The organism is Streptomyces sp. HM190 (genome assembly GCF_009857135.1).
Classification (GTDB): Bacteria; Actinomycetota; Actinomycetes; order Streptomycetales; family Streptomycetaceae; genus Streptomyces; species Streptomyces heilongjiangensis.
In genome coordinates this window covers 6765443-6785407 of the sequence record NZ_CP047318.1, presented here as the reverse complement: position 1 = coordinate 6785407, position 19965 = coordinate 6765443, and the positions used below count along the sequence as shown (strand labels likewise).

Genomic DNA, 19965 nt, shown 5'->3' with positions numbered 1-19965 from the left:
GGTCCGACGGGAGGCTGGGGCGCGGGCCCCGGCCTCCCGTGCCCGGGGTCAGCCCGCGCGGAACGGCAGGGTGTGCACGGTGAGCCACTCCACCCGGTCGATCCGTGCCGGCAGCGGCGAGTCGCCGGTCCGGCCCGGGATGTGCACCGGCGCCCCGGCGGGCAGCGGAAGGATCCTCAACCGCAGCCCCTCCGTACCGGGGTCCCCTTCCGTCCGCAGCCGGTCGACCGCGAGGTCCCAGACGCGCCCGGAGTAGAACTGGTCGGCGACGAGCCGGTCCCCGACATGGGCGCGGCCGGTGTCACCGGTCCAGTGGACCCGGAGCAGGGTGCCGGGCGGCAGGTCGTCCGGCACGGGCACGTGGTACTCGGCGGCGACGGTGTCGTAGTGCTCGTCCCCCGGGGCGCCGGCCCGACCGAGCACGCCGGTGGTGGTGGGAGGTGCCTCGCCTGGCGCCCGGACGAGGGCGACGGGCAGGGTCCGTTCGGAGCCGCCCGGCCCGTCGGCGACGCCGGGCCCCTCGGCCGCCGCGACCAGGGTGTAGCGGGTGAACACCCCGTCCGCGGTCTCCTTCACGGTGCCGTGGGCGGCCACGGGCGCCGCCGGGGGCGCGGGCAGCACCGCGAACGACGGCTCCGGGGACCGGCTGTGCACCCGTACCTCGTCCCGGTGGGTGTCGAAGACGACGCCGCCGTCGCAGAGGACCAGCCGGTCGGCACCCCAGGCGGGGCCCCGGTAGGCGGTACGGGCCGTGGCCGCGTCCAGGACGAGGAGGCCGACGCGGCGCCCGTCGGCGGTGTCCACCTCGACGAGGGCGTCCGTGCCGGGCCGCAGCCCGGTGACGAGGAGGCGGTCGCCGTCGGTCGTCAGGTCGCCGGAGGGCGCCCGCACCGCCTTCACCGACCGTGCGTCCAGGGCGAGTTCGGGGGTGATGCCGTCGATCGCGGCCAGCACCAGCACCGGCCCGACGGCGTCGGTGTCAGCGCCGTCCTCGGCTCGTCCCGCCGCGCCGTCCACCACGCACACCACCTGCGCCGTGGCCCACTCCAGCCGCAGTCCGCCCACGTCGAGCCGGAGCGGCCAGCAGAAGTACGCGCCCCGGCGGACCGTGACCGGCGTGGACGGCAGGGTGAGGGGCGGCGCGTCCGGGAAGTCGACCGTGAAGGAGACGCCCGTGTGGTCCGGCAGCGGCTCGTGCGGCTGGTGGTTGTTGACGAACAGGAAGCCGGACCGTCCGTCGCCGCGCACCGCCCAGCGCAGGGTCTCCCGGTCGTCCTGGCCGGCCGGCAGCCGCTCGGGCAGGACCGACCTCATGGGGGCGATGAGCTGCCCGAAGTCGGCCAGCAGCAGGTGCTGGAGGCGGAGTTCGTGGTAGGAGGGCCGGTACTGGCCGTACTCGCCGAGCGGGGCCTGGAAGTCGTAGGTCAGCAGGGGCAGGTCGTTGGGGTAGCCGGTGGCGTGGGACTCCTGGAGGAACGTGGCGCGCCCCCGGGGGTTCGTGCCGCCGTGGAACATGTAGTAGCCCTGCCACACCGATCCGCATCCGATCTTGGTGAGGCCGAGGGCGCCGATGTCGGCGGCGTCGACGCGTGGCCTGCGGTGGTAGGCCACGGCCATGCCGCCGCCCAGCTCGCAGGTGGCCCAGGGGAAGCGGTCCGCGAGCGCGTCCGGTGCGCCGCCGCGGACCGTGGTGGGGCGCAGGTCGGCGCCGATGCCCTCGTCGTCGCGCTGGTGGGTGAAGAAGAAGTGCTTGCGGCAGGTGTCGGGCCAGCCGCCGTCGGCCTCGGTCCAGAAGGTCTCGGGGTAGCCGCCGTACAGGGGCAGCAGTTCGTCGGGGGGCAGTTGGACGCCGCCCCAGGCGGTCGACGTCCACAGCGGGGCGGCGAGTCCGGCCTCCTGGGCGGTCCGCTTCAGGGTGAGCAGGTGGCCCGGCTGGTCGTACAGCTCGTTCTCGATCTGGAGGGCGACGACGGGGCCGCCGTTGCCCCGGTCCAGGCCGCGGAGCTGCTCGGCCACGGCCGCGTACCAGCGGCGTACGGGCGCCAGGTAGGCCGGGTCGTCGGTGCGGGGCGCGCCGGTGCGGGCGAGGACCCAGTCGGGCAGGCCCCCGTTGCGCGCCTCCGCGTGCACCCAGGGGCCGATGCGGGGGACGAGGTCCAGGCCGTGGCGGGAGCAGAGTTCGGCGAAGCGCCGCAGGTCGCGGTCGCCGTCGAAGCGGAGGTCGCCCTCGGTCTCCTCGTGGTGGATCCAGATGACGTACGAGGCGACGACCGTCACCCCGCCGGCCTTCATCTTGAGCAGTTCCTCCTCCCACTCCCCGGCGGGGCAGCGGGTGAAGTGGAACTCGCCGGAGACCGGGAACCAGGGGCGGCCGCCGCGGGTGAGCCAGCGGCTGGTGACCTCGATGGGGTCGCTCGCGCCGGGGACGTCCGCGAAGGGCAGATGACCGCGCAGCGGAGGCGGGGGCTGGGCCGGCAGGCGCAGCCGGTGGGGGGCCGTCATCAGGGCTTCACCGGTCCCAGGTCGGGCGTGTCGGTGAAGTGCGCGCGGGCGGTGGTGGTGGCGTTCAGCTCCAGCAGGACCAGTTCGTTGGCGCCGGGGCGCAGGACGGGGGCGGGGACGTAGAGGGTGCGCTGCGGGCCCCGGTTCCAGTAGCGGCCGAGGTGGAAGCCGTTGACCCAGGCCTGGCCCTTGGTCCAGCCGGGCAGGGAGAGGAAGGTGTCGGCGGGGGCGTCCACGTCGAAGGTGCCGTGGTGGAAGGCGGGCACGGTGACGTGTGCCGTCTCGCCGGCCGGGGCGAAGGGCACCGTGGACAGGTCGGTCAGGGGCAGCCGGTGGATGTCCCAGCCGTGCAGGGCCGTGCCGTTGAAGGTGACGGGGCCGAGCAGGCCCTTGGGGGCGCCGATGCGGGGCCCGTAGTTCACCCCGCCCATGTTCTCGACGAGCACCTCCAGGGTGGCGCCGGCGCGGGGGACGCGCAGCGGGAGGGTCTCGTCGTGGCGTTCGCGTTCCAGGACGCCGACGGGGGCGCCGTCCACGAACACCTGGGCGCGGTCGCCGACGCCGCCGGCGAAGTGCAGCAGGCCGTCGCCCGGCTCGGGGAAGGCGCTGCGGTAGAGGACGTAGCCGGAGCGCTGGCCCAGCTCCTCCATGGTGAGCGGGTGCTCGGTGCGTCCGGCGGACGCGCTGTGGGCGGTGGCCCACGGCAGGAGGGGCGCTGTGCGGTCCAGTTCGACGGTGAGGCCGGAGAGTTTCGGCGACGGGGCCGGGGCGGGCTCGTCGGGGACCGGGGCGTGGCGGGCGATCACCTCGCGGAAGGCGTGGTACTTGGGGCCGGGGTCGCCGGACTCGGTGAGGGCGGCGTCGTAGTCGTAGGAGGTGACGATCGGCGCGTAGCACTGGTCGTGGTTGGCGCCGTTGGTGAAGCCGAAGTTGGTGCCGCCGTGGAACATGTAGATGTTGACGGAGGCGCCCGCGGCGAGCAGCCGGTCGAGGTCGGCGGCGGCGTCGGCGCCGTCCCGGACGTGGTGCTCCTCGCCCCAGTGGTCGAACCAGCCGATCCAGAACTCCGAGCACATCAGGGGCCCTTCGGGCTGGTGCTCGCGCAGCTTGCGCAGCGACTCCTCGATCCGGCCGCCGAAGGTGCCGGTGGACAGCACGCCGGGCAGGCTCCCGGCGGCCAGGTGGTGGGCGGAGCCCGCCTGGTCGCAGGTGAACAGCAGTTCCTCGATGCCGCGGGAGCGCAGCGCGTCGTGGACGTGCTTGAGGTAGGCGGTGTCGTCGCCGTACGCCCCGTACTCGTTCTCGACCTGGACGGCGATGACGGGTCCGCCGTTCGCGGCCGTGTGGGGCAGCAGCGGCGGCAGCAGGATGTCGAGGTAGCGGTCGAGGGCGTCCGTGAAGCGGGGGTCGCTGGTGCGCAGCCGGATGTCGGGGTCCGTGGTGAGCCAGGAGGGCAGGCCGCCGCCGTCCCACTCGGCGCAGATGTACGGGCCGGGGCGCAGCAGGACGTGCAGTCCCTCGGCGCGGGCGAGACTCAGGTAGCGGGGCAGGTCGAGGAGGCCGTCGAGGACGAGAGGGCTGTCGGGGTCGGGCTGGTGGAGGTTCCAGGGGACGTACGTCTCCACCGTGTTGAGGCCCATCAGGCGGGCCTTGCGCAGCCGGTCGGCCCACAGGTCGGGGTGGATGCGGAAGTAGTGCATCGCGCCGGAGATGATCCGGAACGGCTCGCCGTGGAGGAGGAAACCGTCGGAGGACGTGGTGAGGGCGGGCGTGCGCAAGGCTGACTTCCCTTCGGCTCGGGACGTGCGGGTGACGGGGGGACGGAGGTCGCTCAGCGGGACGGGGCGCCTGTGCGGGTGGCGCGGATCAGCCACAGGGTGGCCAGCAGGCACAGGGCCGACACGACGCACAGGAGCAGCGGCACCGCGCGGACGCCGGACCATTCGATGGCCTTGCCGAGCGCGGGTCCGGCGGCCACTCCCCCGACCATGGACGCGGCGATGACCAGCGCGCCGGCGCTGCGGGCCCGCGGCGCCGCGGCGTTCAGCCAGGGCAGGCCGGTGGGGAAGATCGGCGCGATGAAGAGGCCGACGCCCGCGTACGCGAACGGGGCGAGCCAGGGGACGGCGGCGAGGAGCAGGCAGACGGTCATGCCCGCGCAGGAGACGGTGATGATCGTCTGGGGGGAGTACCGCAGGGCGACGGGCACCACCAGGAAGCGGCCGACGGTCAGCATCAGCCAGTACACGGAGGTCGCCGTGGCGGCGACCCCGGCGCCGTAGCCGACGGTCTCCAGGTGGGTGGGCTCCCAGCCGCCGACGCCGGCCTCGATGCCGACGTGCAGGACGTACAGGGCGACGAACACGCCGAGCACCGAGGCCAGGCTGCGGCGCAGGGCGGACCCGCCGGCCCGCGCCGCGCCCTCGTCCGGGGCGGCGGTCAGGGGCGCGCGGTCGCGGACGCCGCGCAGGCACAGCAGCAGGGGCAGGTTGGCGGCGGCGAAGGCGAGGAAGACCGCCGGGTAGTGCTCGGCGCCGACCGCGCCGATCAGGGCGGGGCCGAGGATCGCGCCGATGCCGAAGTGGGCGTTGAGGATGTTCAGCATGGCCGTGGAGCGCTTGCCGAAGCCGACGGCGAACAGCTGGTTGAGGCCGTAGTCGATACCGCCGAAGCCGAGTCCGGCGAGCAGGGCGGCGGCGAGGCCGACGGGCCAGTTCGGGGCGAGCGCGAAACCGGCAGCGCCGAGGGCCATCAGCAGGTACGAGGCGCCGAGGATCGTCCGGTTGCCGGTCCTGCCGTAGAGCCGGTCGAAGAACAGGACACCGGCGACGCCGCCGACGAAGTGGGCGCTCAGCCCGAGCCCGGCGGCCGACGGGGACAGCCCGAACTCGTCGCGGAAGGCCGGGATGGCGGGCCCGTACAGCGCCTGGAGCGCGCCGATGAGCACGAAGCCCACACAGGAGGCGACCACGGCGGCCGGGCTGAACACCCTTGCCTCCTGGGCCACTTGGGGGTGTCTGACGGCTGATGCGGTCGAGATGTCGGACACGCGGGCACTCCACCTCGTCGTGGCTGGGGACCCTCGCAGTGTTACCGGTAACATCACGGACGTCAAGACGGGGTCCGGCCGGTCATGAGGGGAGGGGGAGGGAGGGAAGGGAAGGGAGGCTGGGAGCCGTGGAGGCGCGCCGGGCGGCTTGGGGCAGGGCATGGGCGAGCGCGGGCGGCTGCGGGCCACTGGGCAGGCGCTGGGGCCGCGGCCGAAGGCGGGGGCGCGGCAGACGCGGGGGCGCGGCCCCAAGCGGAGGCGCGGCAGGCGCGGCAGGCGCGGCCGAGGGCGGAGGCGCGGCCGAAAGCGGGAGGTACGGGCGCGCCCGCGAGCGGGTGTCGGGCGCGCCCGTGGATCGGAGCGGGTGGACTCAGCAGACGCTCTGGGTGCTGTTCACCAGCCGGTTGTTGCGGAACGTGGTGTTCTCACCGCAGGGACTCTCCCGGATCGACGAGTTGGTGACCGTGAGGTTCTGCACGGTGATGTCGCGGTTGTTGGGGAACTCCGAGCGGGCCGCGAGCCGGATCTCACCGCCGCCGGAGACCGTGCCGCTCTGGGCAGCGAGGTTCACGTTGTAGCAGTTCTCGATCAGGATCGCGTTGTTGCCGGTGTTGGTGAGGCTGACGCGGTCGATGACGGCGCCGCCGCTCTCGGAGACGCAGAAGACGCCGCGTCCGCCGCCGCGCGCGACGACCTCGCCGACGCGGATGTTCGTCGGGTACGCGTCGCCGACCCGGCCGTTGCGGTTCGCCATGCGGAACGCCGCGTACCCGGTGCCGGCGCCCGCGCCGTCCGCGTCGACCTTGGTGACGGTGGCGTTGATGGTCTGGTTGAGCAGCAGGCCGGACTCCCCGACGTTGCGGGCGGTCACCGTGCCGACGGTGAGACCGTCGACGCCGTACGTCTCGACCGCGTGGCTGCTCGCCCCGGAGACGTACACGGAGTCGATGCGGACGTTGCGGGTCCACTGGCTGGTGTCGCCCCGGTTGTCGATGCGGACACCGAGGCCGCGCGACAGCCGCATGTCCAGCTGGCCGAGGACGACGTTCTGCACGTTGCGCAGGAAGACGCCGTACAGGGGGGTGCCGGTGAGGTTGAGGTGCTGGACCTCGATGTCGCGGGTGCCGCGGGAGTAGATCGGCGCCTGGTCGCCGGAGCCGGTCCCGGTGACGTCGATCGTGCCGCAGACGTCCAGCACGGTGTAGCTGGGCAGCGAGATCCGGGACCCGGCACTGATGGAGCCGGAGCCGCGGACCACGACCCGCTCCTTCGAGGCCCGGCCCGAGGTGAGGCTGTTGACGGCGGCCTGGACCGCTGCCCGCATGTCCGTACCGGTGTACGTGACGCTGCCGCCGCGCCGGGCGGTCCAGGTGCCGCCGCTCAGCACGGCCTCCGCCTGGTACGAGCCCTCGCCGCACGCCGCCGCGGCCGCGGCCGGTGCGGCGGGCCCCGCCGGGGCCGCGGCGGCCTCGGCGGCCGGGGGCTCGGGCGCGGCGCTCGCGGGAGCGGTCAGCGTGCCGGCACCGGTCAGCAGGGCGATGGTGAGGGCCGCGGTGAGGAGGGCACGCGTACGGCGGCCGGCGGAGGTGAGGGCGGCTGGGGTGGCCGCTGCGGGGCCGGGGCCCTCGGTGAGGCCGGTGTCGGCGGTGGGGGGAGGGGTGCCGGCGCCGGCGGTCGGGGCGGTGCGGTGGGCGGGGTGGGCTGCGGCTCTGCGTCCCATCTCGGCTTCTCCTGTGGGGGGATAGGCGGGACCGCCGGTCACCGTGCGGGGCCCGCCCCTCGTCGAACCCGGTTCGACCGGGCCGGGGCGCGGTCGGCGGGGGACGAATGCCTGGAACAGGCCGGGGCGGGCGACTCCGTACGCCTCCGAGGACGTACGACGGTGGGGCGGCGGACGATTCATGTGGCGGGCCGCGAGTGTGGCAAGCGCTTTCCGTCTGCGTCAAGGGGCGGGAGGGGGCGCGCGGGGCGAGGGACGCATGGGGCAGGAGATCGCCAAGTCACCTGCGGGGCACTGATGTTGGGAAGCGGGACGGTGATGTCGGGAACTCGTCACCGCGCCCCGCATCCCCCGTGCTGTCCGCCACGCCGGCCCTTCAGGCCTCCCCGGCGTCGCGGGTGAGCGGTGGTTCCGCGGGGGCCGGGAGGGCCGGGCCGAAGAGGACCGCGCGGGCCACCTCCGGGGCGAAGAGGGCGCTCAGCGGCTCCTTGAGGGTGAGGGCGGCACGGAAGGCGCGGCCCACGACGGGGTCGCCCGGGGTGCGTTCCTGGACGCGGCGCAGATACCACCCGGCGACCCGGTCGGCGGGCCGGACGACGGCGGCGTTGCCGACCGCTCCGGGCATCTTCTTGTCCGCCCCGGCCGAGATGTCCCAGGCCTGCCGGGACGCGGCGAGCAACGCCCGCTGCACGCGGCGCGTGGTGGGCGTACGGCGCGAGTCGGTGAGGGCGTCGCGCAGCGCGACGGCGCTCAGCGCGGCGACGGCCATGCCCTGCCCGTAGATCGGGTTGAACGTGCACAGCGCGTCGCCGGTCGCCAGGAAGCCCGCGGGGCGGCGGCCGGGCAGGTCGTAGCGGCGCCGGACGTTGGCGGTCCGCCGGAAGCCGGACACCGGGGAGAGCGGTTCGGCGGCGCGCATCCAGCGGTGCACCGCCGGATGCGGGAGCCGCTTGGCGTACGTCTCGAACTCCTCCTCGTCCGTGGGCGGTTCGTCGCCGCGCAGGCCGGAGAAGGTGGCCAGATGAGTGCCGTCCTCCAGGGGCAGGACGACGACGCCGTACGGCTGGGAGGGGTTGGGGACGACGTAGAACCCGAGGGCCGGGGCGGTCGCGTCGGCGCCGAGCGTGCCGCTCGTGTCGCGGTACACGCGGGAGGCGTAGGCGAGGCCGGTGTCGATGGTCTCCTCGTGCGGCGCCTCGGCGCCGATCGCGGTCAGCCAGCGCGGGGCCCTGGTGCCGCGCCCGGAGGCGTCGACGACCAGGTCGGCCGCCAGCTCCCGCTGTTCACCACGCGGACCGTCGCCGCGCTCGCGGAGCAGCACACCGCGCACCCGGGACGCGTCGCCGAGCAGCCCCACGGTCTCGGTGCCGTCGACGAGGGTGACGGAGGGGTTGGCCAGGACCCGGCGGCGGATCAGCCGCTCGATCTGCGCCCGCGAGCCGGTGTGGATGTGCGTCGACGCGGGCACCCGCCGGAACCAGCGGCCGCTCTGCCACTGCACGATGTCCTCCGGCATGCCCACCCGCGGCGCGCCCGCGGCCCGCAGCTCCTCCATGAAGCCCGGCAGCAGTGCCTCCAGGGCGAGTTGGCCGCCCTCCAGCAGGACGTGCGGGTGCCGGCTCTGCGGAACGCCGGGCCGGGGGGCCGTGGATGCGGGGGTGCCCCCGTCGGCGTCGGCGGCCCGGTCGGCGGGGAAGCGGTCGCGCTCCACGATCGTCACCCGCCGCGCGTGCCCGGCGAGGACGTGCGCGGCGAGCAGCCCCGCGACACTGCCCCCGACGACGACCGCGTGCCGGCCCAACGAGCCTCCCGAACCGAGCGAAGCGCCCGAGTCACCCGATGCCGCCGATTGCCAACGGCTGTCCGCCCCACCCGAGTTCACCGAACGTGCTCCCTTTTCCGGAGATTTCCCTGCGACCTGACACCAGTATCACCGCGCCCGGCGAACCGCCCCGGCGGCACACCGACGCCCGCCCCCGTCCCCACGCCGCTCACCACCACCCGGCTCCGCCCGAGTCCGCCCGACTCCGGTCCTCTCACGTGTGACTCTGGGTAACTCTTGGGGCCACGTATCGTCATGGGGCACAGAAGATACGAGATACGAGATACAAGGGGGCCTCCTTGGCACTGGAGCCGGTGTGGTTCGCGGTTCTGGGGCCGGTCCGGGTACGGCGGGCGGGCGTGGAGCTGGCACCGGGCCGCCCACAGGAACAGGCGCTGCTGGCGCTGCTCCTGGCACGGGCGGGGCGACCGGTCGCGGTGGGCGAGATCGTCGACGTGCTGTGGGGGCGGCGTCCGCCGGACAGTGCCGTCAACGTGATACGCCGCCATGTCGGGTCGTTGCGGCGGTGGCTGGAGCCGGGTCTGCCCACCCGTGCCGTCGGCCGGTGGCTCGTCCGGGAGGCGGGCGGGTACCGGCTCCTGGTCGACGACGGCACTCTGGACCTGCTCCGCTTCCGCCGGCTGTGCGACGAGGCGCGGCGGACCGCCGCCGACCAGCACGCGGCGCCCGCACGGGCCGTGGACCTCCTCACCGAGGCCCTGGAGCTGTGGCGCGGACCGGCCGGCGCGGGTCTTCCCGCCGACGTCCGGGAGCGGGCCGGGTTCGGCCAGCTCGACCGCGAGCGCCTGACCGCCGTACGGGAGGCGGCCGACGGGGCGCTGCGCGCCGGCATACCCGACACGGTGCTGCCCGTCCTCCGGGAGGCCGTGACCGGCGCACCGCTCGACGAACCCCTGCTGGCCAGGCTCATCCTCACGCTGGCGGCCACCGGCCGCACGGCCGAGGCCCTGACCGCCTACCGGACCGCACGCACGCGGCTCGCCGACGAGCTGGGCATCGACCCGGGACGGGAACTGCGGGAGGCCCACCGTGCGGTCCTGCGCGAGCCCACGCCCGAGGCCGCCCGGACGTGGTCCGGGGACGCCGACGCGTCGACGGGGACCGTGGACCCGCCCCCCGTACCCGCCCCCTCCCCCGCCGCAGGCCGCTCCCCCGCCGCGGGCCGCTCCGCCGCCCCCACGTCAGCGCCCGCACCCGAGGAGGGCCCCGAACCCACGCCCACGGAACCGGCACCGGCACCGGCACCGGCGTCAGGAACCGCGCCCGCGCCCGCCCCCGTCCCTGCCCAACTCCCCCACGACCTGCCGACGTTCACCGGCCGCCGGGCGGAGCTGGAGGAGGTGCTTGCCCTCCTCGACACCGCCACGGCCCCTCCCCCCGCGCACGGCGCCACACCCACGCCCGCCCCCACCCCGGCCGTGCCGGCCTCCGCGCCCGGCACCGTCGTCATCAGCGCCATCGGCGGCATGGCCGGCATCGGCAAGACCACGCTCGCCGTGCACTGGGCGCACCGGGTCGCCGACCGCTTCCCCGACGGGCAGCTGTACGTCAACCTGCGGGGCTTCACCCCCTCGGGCGCGGTGATGGGCGCGGACGACGCGGTCCGGGTCTTCCTCGACGCGCTGGGCGTACCCCCGGAGCAGGTCCCGCACGGCGTGGACGCGCGGGCCGCGCTGTACCGCAGCCTGCTGGCCGGACGGCGGTTCCTGGTGCTGCTGGACAACGCGCGCGACACCGAGCAGGTACGGCCGCTGCTGCCGGGGGCGCCCGGATGCCTGGCCATCGTCACCAGCCGCAACCAGCTGACCGGGCTGGTGTCCGCGCACGGCGCCCACACGCTGACCCTGCTGCCGCTGGACACCGAGCAGGCGCGGGCGTTCCTCGAACGGCGGCTGGGCACCGCGCGCCTGACGGGTGAGTCGCGGGCGGTGGCCGAGATCGCCGCGCTGTGCGCGGGGCTGCCGCTGGCCCTGGCGTGTGTCGCGGCCCGCGCCGCCGCGCGTCCGCGGTTCGCGCTGTCGGCGATCGCGGCCGAGCTGCGGGAGGCGCACGGCAGCCTCGACGCGTTCAGCCGGAGCGACGCGTCCGCGAACGTCGGCGCGGTCTTCTCGTGGTCCCTGAGTGCCGTGTCGGCCGACGCGGCCCGCCTCTTCCGGCTCCTCGCGCTGCACCCGGGCCCGCACTTCTCGGCGCCGGCGACGGCCGCGCTGGCCGGTCTCCCGCCGCGCCGAGCGCGCTCCCTGCTGACCGAACTCGCCGACGTCCACCTCGTCCACGAGCACGCCCCCGGCCGCTACGCCCTCCACGACCTCCTCCGCGCCCACGCGACCGAACTCCTGCGGGAAGCCGGACCGGACCCGGACGGCGGGCCGCCCGACGGGAGCGGCACGGCAGCTGCGCGCGGCACGACGGCGCGACGGGACGAGAGGGTGGAGGTCGCCGTCGAACACGACACCCCCGTCGAGCGGTTGTACGCGTACCACCTGCACGCCGCCCACGCCGGTCAGCAGGTGCTCGCCCCGCAGGAGGATCCGCCGGCGCCGGGACCGGTCCCGGCGGGCGTACCCGTCGAGTCGTTCGGCGATCACGAGCAGGCCCTGGCGTGGCTGACGACGGAGTACCCGGTGCTGCTGGCCGTGATCGAGGCGGCGGTGCGCTCGGGGCGGGACCGGGTCGCCTGTCTGGTGGCCTGGTCGCTGGAGCCGTACTTCGACCGGCGGGGCCACTGGCACGACTGGGCGGCCACCCAGCGGACCGCGCTCGACGCGGCACTGCGGCTGGGCGATCCCGCGTGGGAGGCGAGAGGGCTGCGCGCGCTGGGCCGGGCCGAGGGACGGCTGGGTCTGCACGACCTGGCCCGGCCCCGCCTCGACCGGGCCCTGGAACTCTTCACACGGCTGGGCGACACCATCGGCCGGGCCGACACCCACCGCAGCCTCGGCTGGATCTGCGACCAGGCGGGCGACCTGCCGGGCGCGCTGCGCCACAACCGGCTCGCCCTGGAACTGTTCCACGGCAGCGGCCGCCCGGCCGCGCACGCCAGCGTCCTCAACTCGGTCGGCTGGTACCACGCGCTGCTCGGCGAGTACCGTGAGGCGCTGAACCACTGCTTCCAGGCCCTGCCCCTGCTCCAGGACCTCGGCGACGGCTACGGCCAGGCGGCCACCTGGCACAGCATCGCCTTCGCCCACCACCACCTCGGCCGCCACCGGCAGGCCCTCGTCGGCTACGGCAACGCGCTCGGCTTCTACCAGCAGTCGGGCGTGCCGTACCTGGAGGCGAGCACCCTCGTCCACGTCGGCGACACCCATCGCGCGATGGGCGACCACGACCGAGCCCGGGCGGCCTGGGAGCAGGCCCTCACCATCCTCATCACCCTCGGCCACCCCGACGCCGACGACGTCAGGGCCCTCCTCACGGCCGGTGACCGATGTGTGTGACCGGCGGGACGCCCGGGACGACCCCGGTCCGCCGCACCCCCGAACGCGCCGGCGAGGACCCGTTGACCAGGGGCGCGGCGGCTCTGTTCCCTGAAGGAGGTGACCGGTGGGCCGGCCCGGCGGCGGCGCCGGGCCGGGGTGCGCGGCGCGGGGCAGGACAGGGGTGGCGGTCGGGGGTGGCCGGGGTGCGGGAAGCGATGCGGTTCGAGGTGCTGGGGCCCTTGCGGGTGTGCCGGGGCGACGAGGAACTGGACCTCGGGTTCCCCCAGCAACGTGCGCTGCTGGCGCTGCTGTTGGTGCGGGCGGGCCGCCCGGTGCCCGCGGGCGAGATCGTCGACGTGCTCTGGCCCGGACGGGCGCCGGCCAGCGCGTTGAACGTCGTACGGCGGTACGCCGGCGCGCTGCGGCGGCTCCTCGAACCGGGGCTGCCGCCCCGCGCCCCCGGGCGCCGTGTGCTGCGCCGCGCCGGGGGTTATCTGCTGGAGGCGGCCGAGGACGAGGTGGACCTGCTGCGGTTCCGCGCGCTGACCAAGCGCGGCAAGCGGGCGGCGGCCACCGGGCGGTCCGAGGCGGCGCTCGGGCACTTCGTGGACGCGCTGGACGACTGGCACGGCCCGGTCGCGATGGGCATCCCCGCGGCCGTCCGGGAGAACACCGAGTTCACCGCGCTGGAACGCGAGTTGGCGCGCACGGCGCGGATGGCCGCCGACGCCGCGCTGCTCTGCGGCGGCTCCGAGCTGGTCCTGCCGCATCTGCGCCGGGCGGTCGGACTCGACCCGCTGGACGAGTCGGCGCAGGCGGGCCTCGTCATGGCCCTCGCCGCGTCCGGCCTCCAGGCAGAGGCGCTGACCGCGTACGAGCGGGTACGGCGGCTGCTGGCCGAGGAGTTGGGCACCGCCCCCGGCCCGGAGCTGACGGCCGCCCACACCCGCGTGCTCCGCCAGGAGTGGGGTCCCCGGCCGGCGGCACCCGCCACGCCACCCCGCCCGGCCCCGGCGGGCCCCGTCCCCACGGCGACCCCGCCCGCCGCCACCGCGGCCCCCCTCTGCGTACCCGTGGCCGCCCCGGCACCCTCCCCCACCCCCGCCCGCCCCGTCCGCCCCGCCCGGCTGCCCGCCGACCTGCCCGTCTTCGTCGGCCGAGAGGCGGAGCTGGCCGTCCTGCTGCGGGTCACCGACGCGGCCGCCGCCTCCACCGGCGCGCCCACGACGGTGCTGGTGAGCGGGATGCCCGGCATCGGCAAGTCGGCCCTCGCGGCGCACTGGGCGCACCGGGTCGCCGACCGGTTCCCGGACGGCCTGCTCCACGTCCCGCTGCGCGGGTTCGACGCGGCCGGGCCACCGCTGGAGCCCGCCGAGGCGCTGCGCGGGATGCTCGCCACGCTCGGGGTGCCCGCCGCACGGCTGCCGGACGGGGTGGACTCCCTGGCCGGGCTCTACCGCAGCACGCTGGCCGGACGGCGGCTGCTCGTGCTGCTCGACGACGCGGCGGACACCGAGCAGGTACGGCCGCTGCTGCCCGCGGGACCGGGCAGCCTCACCCTGGTCACCAGCCGTCTCGCCCTGTCCGGGCTGACCGCGTCGGGGGCCCGTCCGCTGCACCTGGACCTGCCGTCGGCGGCGGACGCGGCCGCCGCCCTGGCGCGCCGCGTCGGCCGGGACAGGACGGCCGCCGAACCCGGGGCCGCCGCCGAGATCGTCGCGCGGTGCGGACGGCTGCCGCTGGCCCTGGCCGTCGTCGCCGCCCGCGCCGCAGCCCGCCCGGACGTCCCGCTCTCCGCGATCGCCGCCGGGCTACGGCACTCGGGGGACGGCCTCGACGCCTTCGCCGGTACGGCGGGCACGCCCGGCCTGCGTGCCGCCCTCGACCCCTCCTACCGCCGGCTGCCCCCGGACAACGCCCGCCTGTTCCGGCTGCTGTCCCTGCGCCCCGGCCCGGACCTCACGCCCGGCGCGGCCGCCGCGCTGGCGGACCTCCCGCCGCGCCGCACCCGGCTGCTGCTCGACGAACTCGCGGACGCCCACCTCGTCCTGGAGCACGCCCCCGGCCGCTACGTCCAGCACGCCCTGCTGCGCCGCTTCGCCGCCGAGCTGACCGTCGCGTACGACTCCCCCGCGGAACGCCGCCGCGCCCTCGACCGGCTCCGCGCCCACACGGCGGCCGTCCCCGACGGCAACCCCGCCTCGGACATCGACCGTCCCTGACCACGGCTCCCGACGGACCCCTGCACCCCCACGCGATCGGCCGCTCGGCCCTTGCGCGGCGAGCCCGCCGGGCCGCCGTCACTTCGCCGTCACTCTTTTTGCACCTGTCCCTTCCTACGCTCCGGGTGCAGTGACCGACGGTGTGTTCGAGCGGCCCGGGAGGCAGCGACAGATGATCTCCGACACCAGCACTCTCGGGGCCCCGGCCCTGCGAATCGCCGTGCTCGACGAGGCACCGGAGCGGCTGCCCGGCCGGGAGCCGACGCGGCCGGCGGCGTACCGGCTGACCGCGCGGACCGGCGGCGAGTACCTGTTCGTGGGGGTGTGCGGGACCGGCGCCCCCGCCCCGGAGCGGTTGCCGGACATCGCCCTGGGCCCCGGTGACATCTGCTTCTACGACGCGGACCATCCGCCGTTACTGCAGCTCCCCGGCCGTGGCCGGCTGAAGGTGTTCCTCGTGCCGCGTGAGGCGATGGGGCTGGAGGAGCGCGACGTGCGGCGGGTGACGGCGGCGCCGGTGGCCCGTGGCTCCCGGCTGGGGTCGCTGCTGTCGCCGTTCCTGTCCGAGCTGGCCGACTCGGCGGTCTCCGCCCGGCCGCTGGTCGCCGAGATGCTCACCCGGAACGCCGTGCACCTGCTGGCCACGCTGGCCACGGAACAGCTGGGCCGGGAGGCGGGCGGGCCGCCGGGCGGCCGTTCGCCGCTGGTGGCGCGGATCCTGCGGTTCATCGACGAGCACCTCGCCGACGCGGATCTGTCGCCCGAGGTGATCGCCGGGGCGCACCACATCTCGGTGCGCTATCTGCACAAGCTGTTCCAGGACGAGGGCACGACGGTGGGCCGGTGGATCCAGCGCCGCCGCCTGGAGGAGTGCCGGCGCGATCTGGAGCTGGGTGTCCGGGGGCGCCGCACGATCGCCTCGGTGGCGGGCCGTTGGGGGTTCCTCAGCGCGACGCACTTCAGCCGGGTGTTCCGGGCGGCGTACGGGATGTCGCCGAGCGAGTGGCGGGACGGCGCGGGCCGGGGCGGGCGCGTCCTCACCCGGTAAGGACTGAGCGGCGGCCCCGGGTCGGGGGCCGCCGCTCGGGTGGCGCGGGGGCGTCAGGACGGCGGGCGGGTCCACGCGGCGTCGGAGCACGCCAGGCGCCAGGCGGCCGCGCAGGTCGGTGCGAGCAGCAGCAGGATCAGCCCCAGGGTGGCGGTGAGTCCGGCGTGCCGCAGGAGCAGGGCCCCGGCGAGGGCGCCGAGGAACATCGCGAGGACGGACAGGATCCGCCGTCCGGGCCGGGGCGCCGGCCCGCCGCCCGGGGTGGAGTCGGCCGCGAGTCCCGTCAGGGTGAGGGTCAGCACGGTGGTGGTGAGGTCGGGGACACCGAGGCGCCGTACGACCGCGTTCTGCAGCCCCATCGCGAGGCCGAGCAGCACGATCAGGGTGTGGCGCAGCGGCCCGTCGACGCGGTCGCCGTCCAGCGGGGCGGCCACGAGGACGGAGGCGGCGACGAGGGTCGTCTGCGCCGTCACGGCGATCGCCAGCACCCTTCCGCGGTGGGCGGTGAAGCGGGCGGCGACCCGGCCCCCGGCCAGCGCGCCCGCCAGGAACGCGGTCATCGCGACGACGGACGCGAGCGCGGACAGGCCCTCCGCGCCCGCCAGGGCGAACCCCAGGAAGACCACGTTGCCGGTCATGTTGGCGACGAAGACGTGGCCGAGGGCCAGATAGCTGACCGCGTCGACGACGCCGGTCACCACGGTGAGCGCCAGCAGCAGCGGCGGCAGCGGCCCGTGCCGGTCCCCGCGCGGCGGCAGGAGGGTGCGGACCGCGTCGGTCACCAGCTCACGCACGGCCCGTCACCCCCTCCGGTTCCGCCGCGAGGGCAGGGCGGTGCAGGACCGCCCGGGTGGTGAGCCCGGCGGCGGGCCCGAGCAGCACGGCCGCGACGCGGACCCACGGCGGCCACGGGGTGAGCCCGAGCGCCTCGTCGCCCGCCCAGCGGCCGGGTCCGGTGAGCGCGAGCACGCCCGCCACGAGCACGAGGACGAGCGGGTACTCGTACCCGTCGTTCTGCACCCACAGCCCGTTGCGCCACTTGACGGTGCTCGCGACCGTCATGACCCCCATGGCGGTCGTCGCCGCCAGGGGGGTGAGCAGTCCGGCCGCCAGGAACAGGCCGGCGCCCAGCTGGCCGCCGCCCGCGGCGAGCGCGGTGAGCCGGCCGCCGCGGAAGCCGTCGCGGCGGAACTCCTCCGTTCCGCCGGCCAGGCCGTTGCCGCCCAGCAGGAAACTGACCTTCTGCACCCCGTGCCCGGCGATGAGGAGCCCGACCACGAGACGCAGCAGCAACAGTCCGGTGTCCATCACGTTCCTCGCCCGTTCCCGACGTCCGTGGTGCTTCTCAGCCGGCCGCGTGGGCGCCGATGACGGCCTGTGCGTAGACGATGCCGAGGCCGTACGCGCCCGCGTGCTCCTTCACGACCTCGGTGGTCGGCCCGTACGTCTCCTCGCGCGCCCAGTCCCGCTGGAGCTCCAGCAGCACCTGCACCCATGTCACGGGCACGGCGCCGGCCTGGATCATGCGCTGGACGGCGTGCTCGTGGGCCTGCGGGGTGACACCGCCGGAGGCGTCGGTGACGACGTACACCTCGTAGCCCTGGGCGAGCGCGGACAGCGTGGGCAGGACCACGCACACCTCGGTCCACAGACCGGCGACGACGAGCTTCTTGCGGCCGGTGGCCTTGACCGCCTCGACGAACGCGGCGTCCTCCCAGGCGTTCATCGTCGTACGGTCGACGATCTTGTGGTCGGGGAAGACGTCCGCGAGCTGCGGCAGGAGGGGGCCCGAGAACGACTCGGCGGCCACCGTGCTCAGCACCACGGGCACGTCGAAGACCCGGGCCGCCTTGGCGAGGCCCACGGTGGCGTTGATGATCGCGGTGCGGTCGCCGCTGCCGGTGCCGAAGAACATCTGCGGCTGGTGGTCCACGAACAGGACCGCGCAGTTGTCGGGGGTGAGCAGGTCCGGGCCGGGAGCAGCGGTGACCTCGTCGATGTCGGCCATGAGGTTGTGTGCCTTTCTGTTGTCAGGGGTGTGATCGAGGGGTGTGACCGGACGAGGAAGTCCGGGTGGGTCAGGAGGAGAAGCAGGGGTCGAGGGCCGGGCCGTCGTCGGTGCCGGGGACGAGGCCGCGGGCGGCGCGCCACTGCCGGTGCAGTGCGGAATCGGCGGCGGCCTCCCCCAGCAGTTCGGCCTGGCGGGCGCCCGACCGGCCGGCGGGGCCGGTGGCCCGGTAGCCGCCGTGGTGCGCGACGGGACTCCACGCGGGGCTGACCGGCGGGAGTTCCTCGTCGAGTCCCTCGTACTCGGCGGCGGCGTGCACGATCCGCCCGCCGACGACCGTCAGGACGGACTCGATGTGCGGGATGTCCGGCTCGGGCACGGTGAAGTAGTCCTCGGACAGCAGGGCGAGATCGGCGAAGCACCCGGTGCGCAGCACGCCCTTGAGGTGGTCCTCTCCGGTGAGGGCGGCGCCCGCCGTGGTGAACATCGCGAGCGCGGTGGCCCGGTCGACCCGGTTGTGGGGCGGACGCAGGGCCAGGTCGCCGACGGTGCGGCCGCTGACCAGCCAGTGCAGGGCGACCCACGGGTTGTAGGTGGAGACGCGGGTGGCGTCGGTGCCGGCGCCGACGGTCAGGCCGCGGTCCAGCATGGCGCGGAGCGGCGGGGCGGTCGCGGCGGCGTCGGGGCCGTAGCGGCGCCGGAACGCTTCGCCCTGGAAGGACAGGCGGTTCTGCACGGACAGGGCGCCGCCGAGGGCGGCGATCCGGTCCAGGCTGCTGCCGGAGACGGTCTCCGCGTGGTCGAACAGCCATCTGTTCCCGGCGGGGAAGAGCCCTTCGGCGGCGAGTTTCTCGAATACGGCGAGATCCCGGCGAATGGTCTCGTCATAGGTGGCGTGGAGTCTGAATCCCCAGCCGTTCTCCATGAGGAGCCGGACGGCGTTCTCGAATTCCGTCTCGTAGTCGGCGGTGAGTTCCGGGCGCGGCTGGGTGAAGTTCTCGAAATCGGCGGCGGCCCAGGTGAGGTTCTCGCCCGCGCCGTTGAGGCGCAGCCAGGCGTCGCCGTCCTCGGGGCGGACCGTCCCGATCCAGCGGGCCAGGTCGGCCGTCTCCTGGCCGGGGGTCTGCGGGAAGAGGTGGTAGGCGATGCGCAGGGTGAGCTGTCCGGCCGCGGCGAGTGCGGCGACGGTGCGGTAGTCGTCGGGGAAGCTCTGGAAGCCGCCGGCGGCGTCGATCGCGGAGGTGAGTCCGAACCGGTTGAGTTCCTTGAGGAAGTGCCGGGTGGAGGTCTTGCGGTCCTCGTCGTCCAGGGCCGGTGCCTTGGCGAGCGTCGAGTAGAGGATCAGGGCGCTGGGCGCGGCGAGCAGCAGGCCCGTGGGGGTGCCGTCCCGGCCGCGGACGATCTGGCCGCCCTTGGGGTCGGGGGTGTCGCGGGTGTACCCGGCGGCCTGGAGCGCGGCGCGGTTGAGGATCGCCGACTGGTACAGGTGCAGGACGAACACCGGGGTGTCGGGCGCGGCGGCGTTCAGTTCGGCGACGGTCGGCGGCCTGCGTTCGGCGAACTGCTCGGCCGACCAGCCGCCCACCACGCGCACCCACTGCCCCTTGGGGGTGCGGGCCGCCTGTGCGCGCAGCAGGGCGAGGGCATCGCGGAGGGTGGGGACGCCGTCCCAGCGCAGTTCGAGGACGTAGTTGAGGCCGCCGCGGATGACGTGCAGGTGGGAGTCGTTGAGGCCGGGGACGGCGCGGCGGCCGAGGGCGTCGACGACCCGGGTCCGCGGGCCGATGTGGGGCGCCACGTCGCCGTCGTCGCCGACGGCGGTGACGATCCCGGCGCGCACGGCGAGCGCCTCGGCCGCCGGGCGGGCCCGGTCGCCGGTGTGGATCCTCGCGTTGCGGACGACGAGGTCCGCCGCGTCGTCGACAGCACGGGGCACCAGCCCACCGACCGGCATCGTGAACAACTTGAGCCAACCTCCTGGGAGTTGAGGACGAGAGCGGCTGAACGGCGTCTGCCCAGAAGGTATTTCGCACCACGAGCCCCAGGTGACCCGGCAGCGCACGGAATTCGTACTCACAGCGCACTGCCCGTTTGCCAGCGCCCTTTCCCGTGCGCTGTGGGATAGGTCCCGGTGCGCTCATGGGCCATTCC

At 75.3% G+C, this 19965-nt stretch carries 12 protein-coding genes; 3 read left to right on the top strand and 9 right to left on the bottom strand.

The genetic code is table 11. The features are described 5' to 3' along the window. Window positions 1-48: 48 nt before the first annotated feature. From GSY65_RS29025 to GSY65_RS29005, 5 genes are all read right to left on the bottom strand, one after another. Window positions 49-2502, bottom strand: coding sequence for a beta-galactosidase (locus tag GSY65_RS29025; protein ID WP_159774175.1), 2454 nt, complete (start codon window positions 2500-2502; stop codon window positions 49-51). Further along, window positions 2502-4280 carry a glycoside hydrolase family 35 protein gene (locus tag GSY65_RS29020; RefSeq protein ID WP_159774173.1) on the bottom strand — a complete coding sequence of 593 codons (1779 nt, stop codon included), beginning with the start codon at window positions 4278-4280 and terminating at the stop codon, window positions 2502-2504. The genes GSY65_RS29025 and GSY65_RS29020 overlap by 1 nt, the downstream gene beginning before the upstream one ends. Window positions 4281-4333: 53 nt before the next feature. Beyond that, complete coding sequence (locus tag GSY65_RS29015) at window positions 4334-5491, bottom strand: MFS transporter (protein WP_159774171.1); 1158 nt, start codon at window positions 5489-5491, stop codon at window positions 4334-4336. Between the two features lie 430 nt (window positions 5492-5921). After that, complete coding sequence (locus GSY65_RS29010; RefSeq protein ID WP_236580103.1) at window positions 5922-7271, bottom strand: hypothetical protein; 1350 nt, start codon at window positions 7269-7271, stop codon at window positions 5922-5924. A 376-nt stretch (window positions 7272-7647) separates the two neighbouring features. Next, the gene (locus GSY65_RS29005) at window positions 7648-9072 is read right to left on the bottom strand and encodes an FAD-dependent oxidoreductase (protein WP_159774169.1); all 1425 of its coding nucleotides are present in this window, start codon (window positions 9070-9072) and stop codon (window positions 7648-7650) included. A gap of 320 nt (window positions 9073-9392) precedes the next feature. Here GSY65_RS29005 and GSY65_RS29000 point away from each other — a divergent pair, with 320 nt between their 5' ends. The 3 genes from GSY65_RS29000 (at window position 9393) to GSY65_RS28990 (ending at window position 15806) form a co-directional block, all read left to right on the top strand. Then, entirely contained in the window at window positions 9393-12554 is a 3162-nt protein-coding gene (locus GSY65_RS29000) for an AfsR/SARP family transcriptional regulator (RefSeq protein WP_159774167.1), read from the top strand. Between the two features lie 185 nt (window positions 12555-12739). After that, the gene (locus GSY65_RS34380) at window positions 12740-14758 is read left to right on the top strand and encodes an AfsR/SARP family transcriptional regulator (protein ID WP_268978233.1); all 2019 of its coding nucleotides are present in this window, start codon (window positions 12740-12742) and stop codon (window positions 14756-14758) included. A 172-nt stretch (window positions 14759-14930) separates the two neighbouring features. Next, a complete protein-coding gene (locus GSY65_RS28990) occupies window positions 14931-15806 on the top strand; it encodes a helix-turn-helix domain-containing protein (protein ID WP_159776490.1) in 876 nt (291 codons plus the stop codon). Window positions 15807-15859: 53 nt separating this feature from the next. Here the strand turns inward: GSY65_RS28990 and GSY65_RS28985 are convergent, their stop codons facing one another. The 4 genes from GSY65_RS28985 to GSY65_RS28970 form a co-directional block, all read right to left on the bottom strand. Next, window positions 15860-16600: a YoaK family protein gene (locus GSY65_RS28985; protein ID WP_159774165.1), complete on the bottom strand. Its 741-nt coding sequence runs from the start codon at window positions 16598-16600 to the stop codon at window positions 15860-15862. Continuing rightward, on the bottom strand, window positions 16593-17114 hold the full coding sequence (locus tag GSY65_RS28980; protein WP_159774163.1) for a DoxX family membrane protein: 522 nt from the start codon (window positions 17112-17114) through the stop codon (window positions 16593-16595). The genes GSY65_RS28985 and GSY65_RS28980 overlap by 8 nt, the downstream gene beginning before the upstream one ends. A 37-nt stretch (window positions 17115-17151) precedes the next feature. After that, on the bottom strand, window positions 17152-17814 hold the full coding sequence (locus GSY65_RS28975; RefSeq protein WP_159774161.1) for a hydrolase: 663 nt from the start codon (window positions 17812-17814) through the stop codon (window positions 17152-17154). Window positions 17815-17884: 70 nt separating this feature from the next. Next, a complete protein-coding gene (locus tag GSY65_RS28970) occupies window positions 17885-19768 on the bottom strand; it encodes an amidohydrolase (RefSeq protein WP_201452848.1) in 1884 nt (627 codons plus the stop codon). Window positions 19769-19965: the final 197 nt, after the last annotated feature.

Coding starts and splice junctions, on each gene's coding strand:
- GSY65_RS29025 (WP_159774175.1), bottom strand. CDS start 2,502: ATGACGGCCCCCCACCGGCTGCGCCTGCCGGCCCAGCCCCCGCCTCCG.
- GSY65_RS29010 (WP_236580103.1), bottom strand. CDS start 7,271: ATGGGACGCAGAGCCGCAGCCCACCCCGCCCACCGCACCGCCCCGACC.
- GSY65_RS28990 (WP_159776490.1), top strand. CDS start 14,931: ATGATCTCCGACACCAGCACTCTCGGGGCCCCGGCCCTGCGAATCGCC.
- GSY65_RS28980 (WP_159774163.1), bottom strand. CDS start 17,114: ATGGACACCGGACTGTTGCTGCTGCGTCTCGTGGTCGGGCTCCTCATC.
- GSY65_RS28975 (WP_159774161.1), bottom strand. CDS start 17,814: ATGGCCGACATCGACGAGGTCACCGCTGCTCCCGGCCCGGACCTGCTC.
- GSY65_RS28970 (WP_201452848.1), bottom strand. CDS start 19,768: ATGCCGGTCGGTGGGCTGGTGCCCCGTGCTGTCGACGACGCGGCGGAC.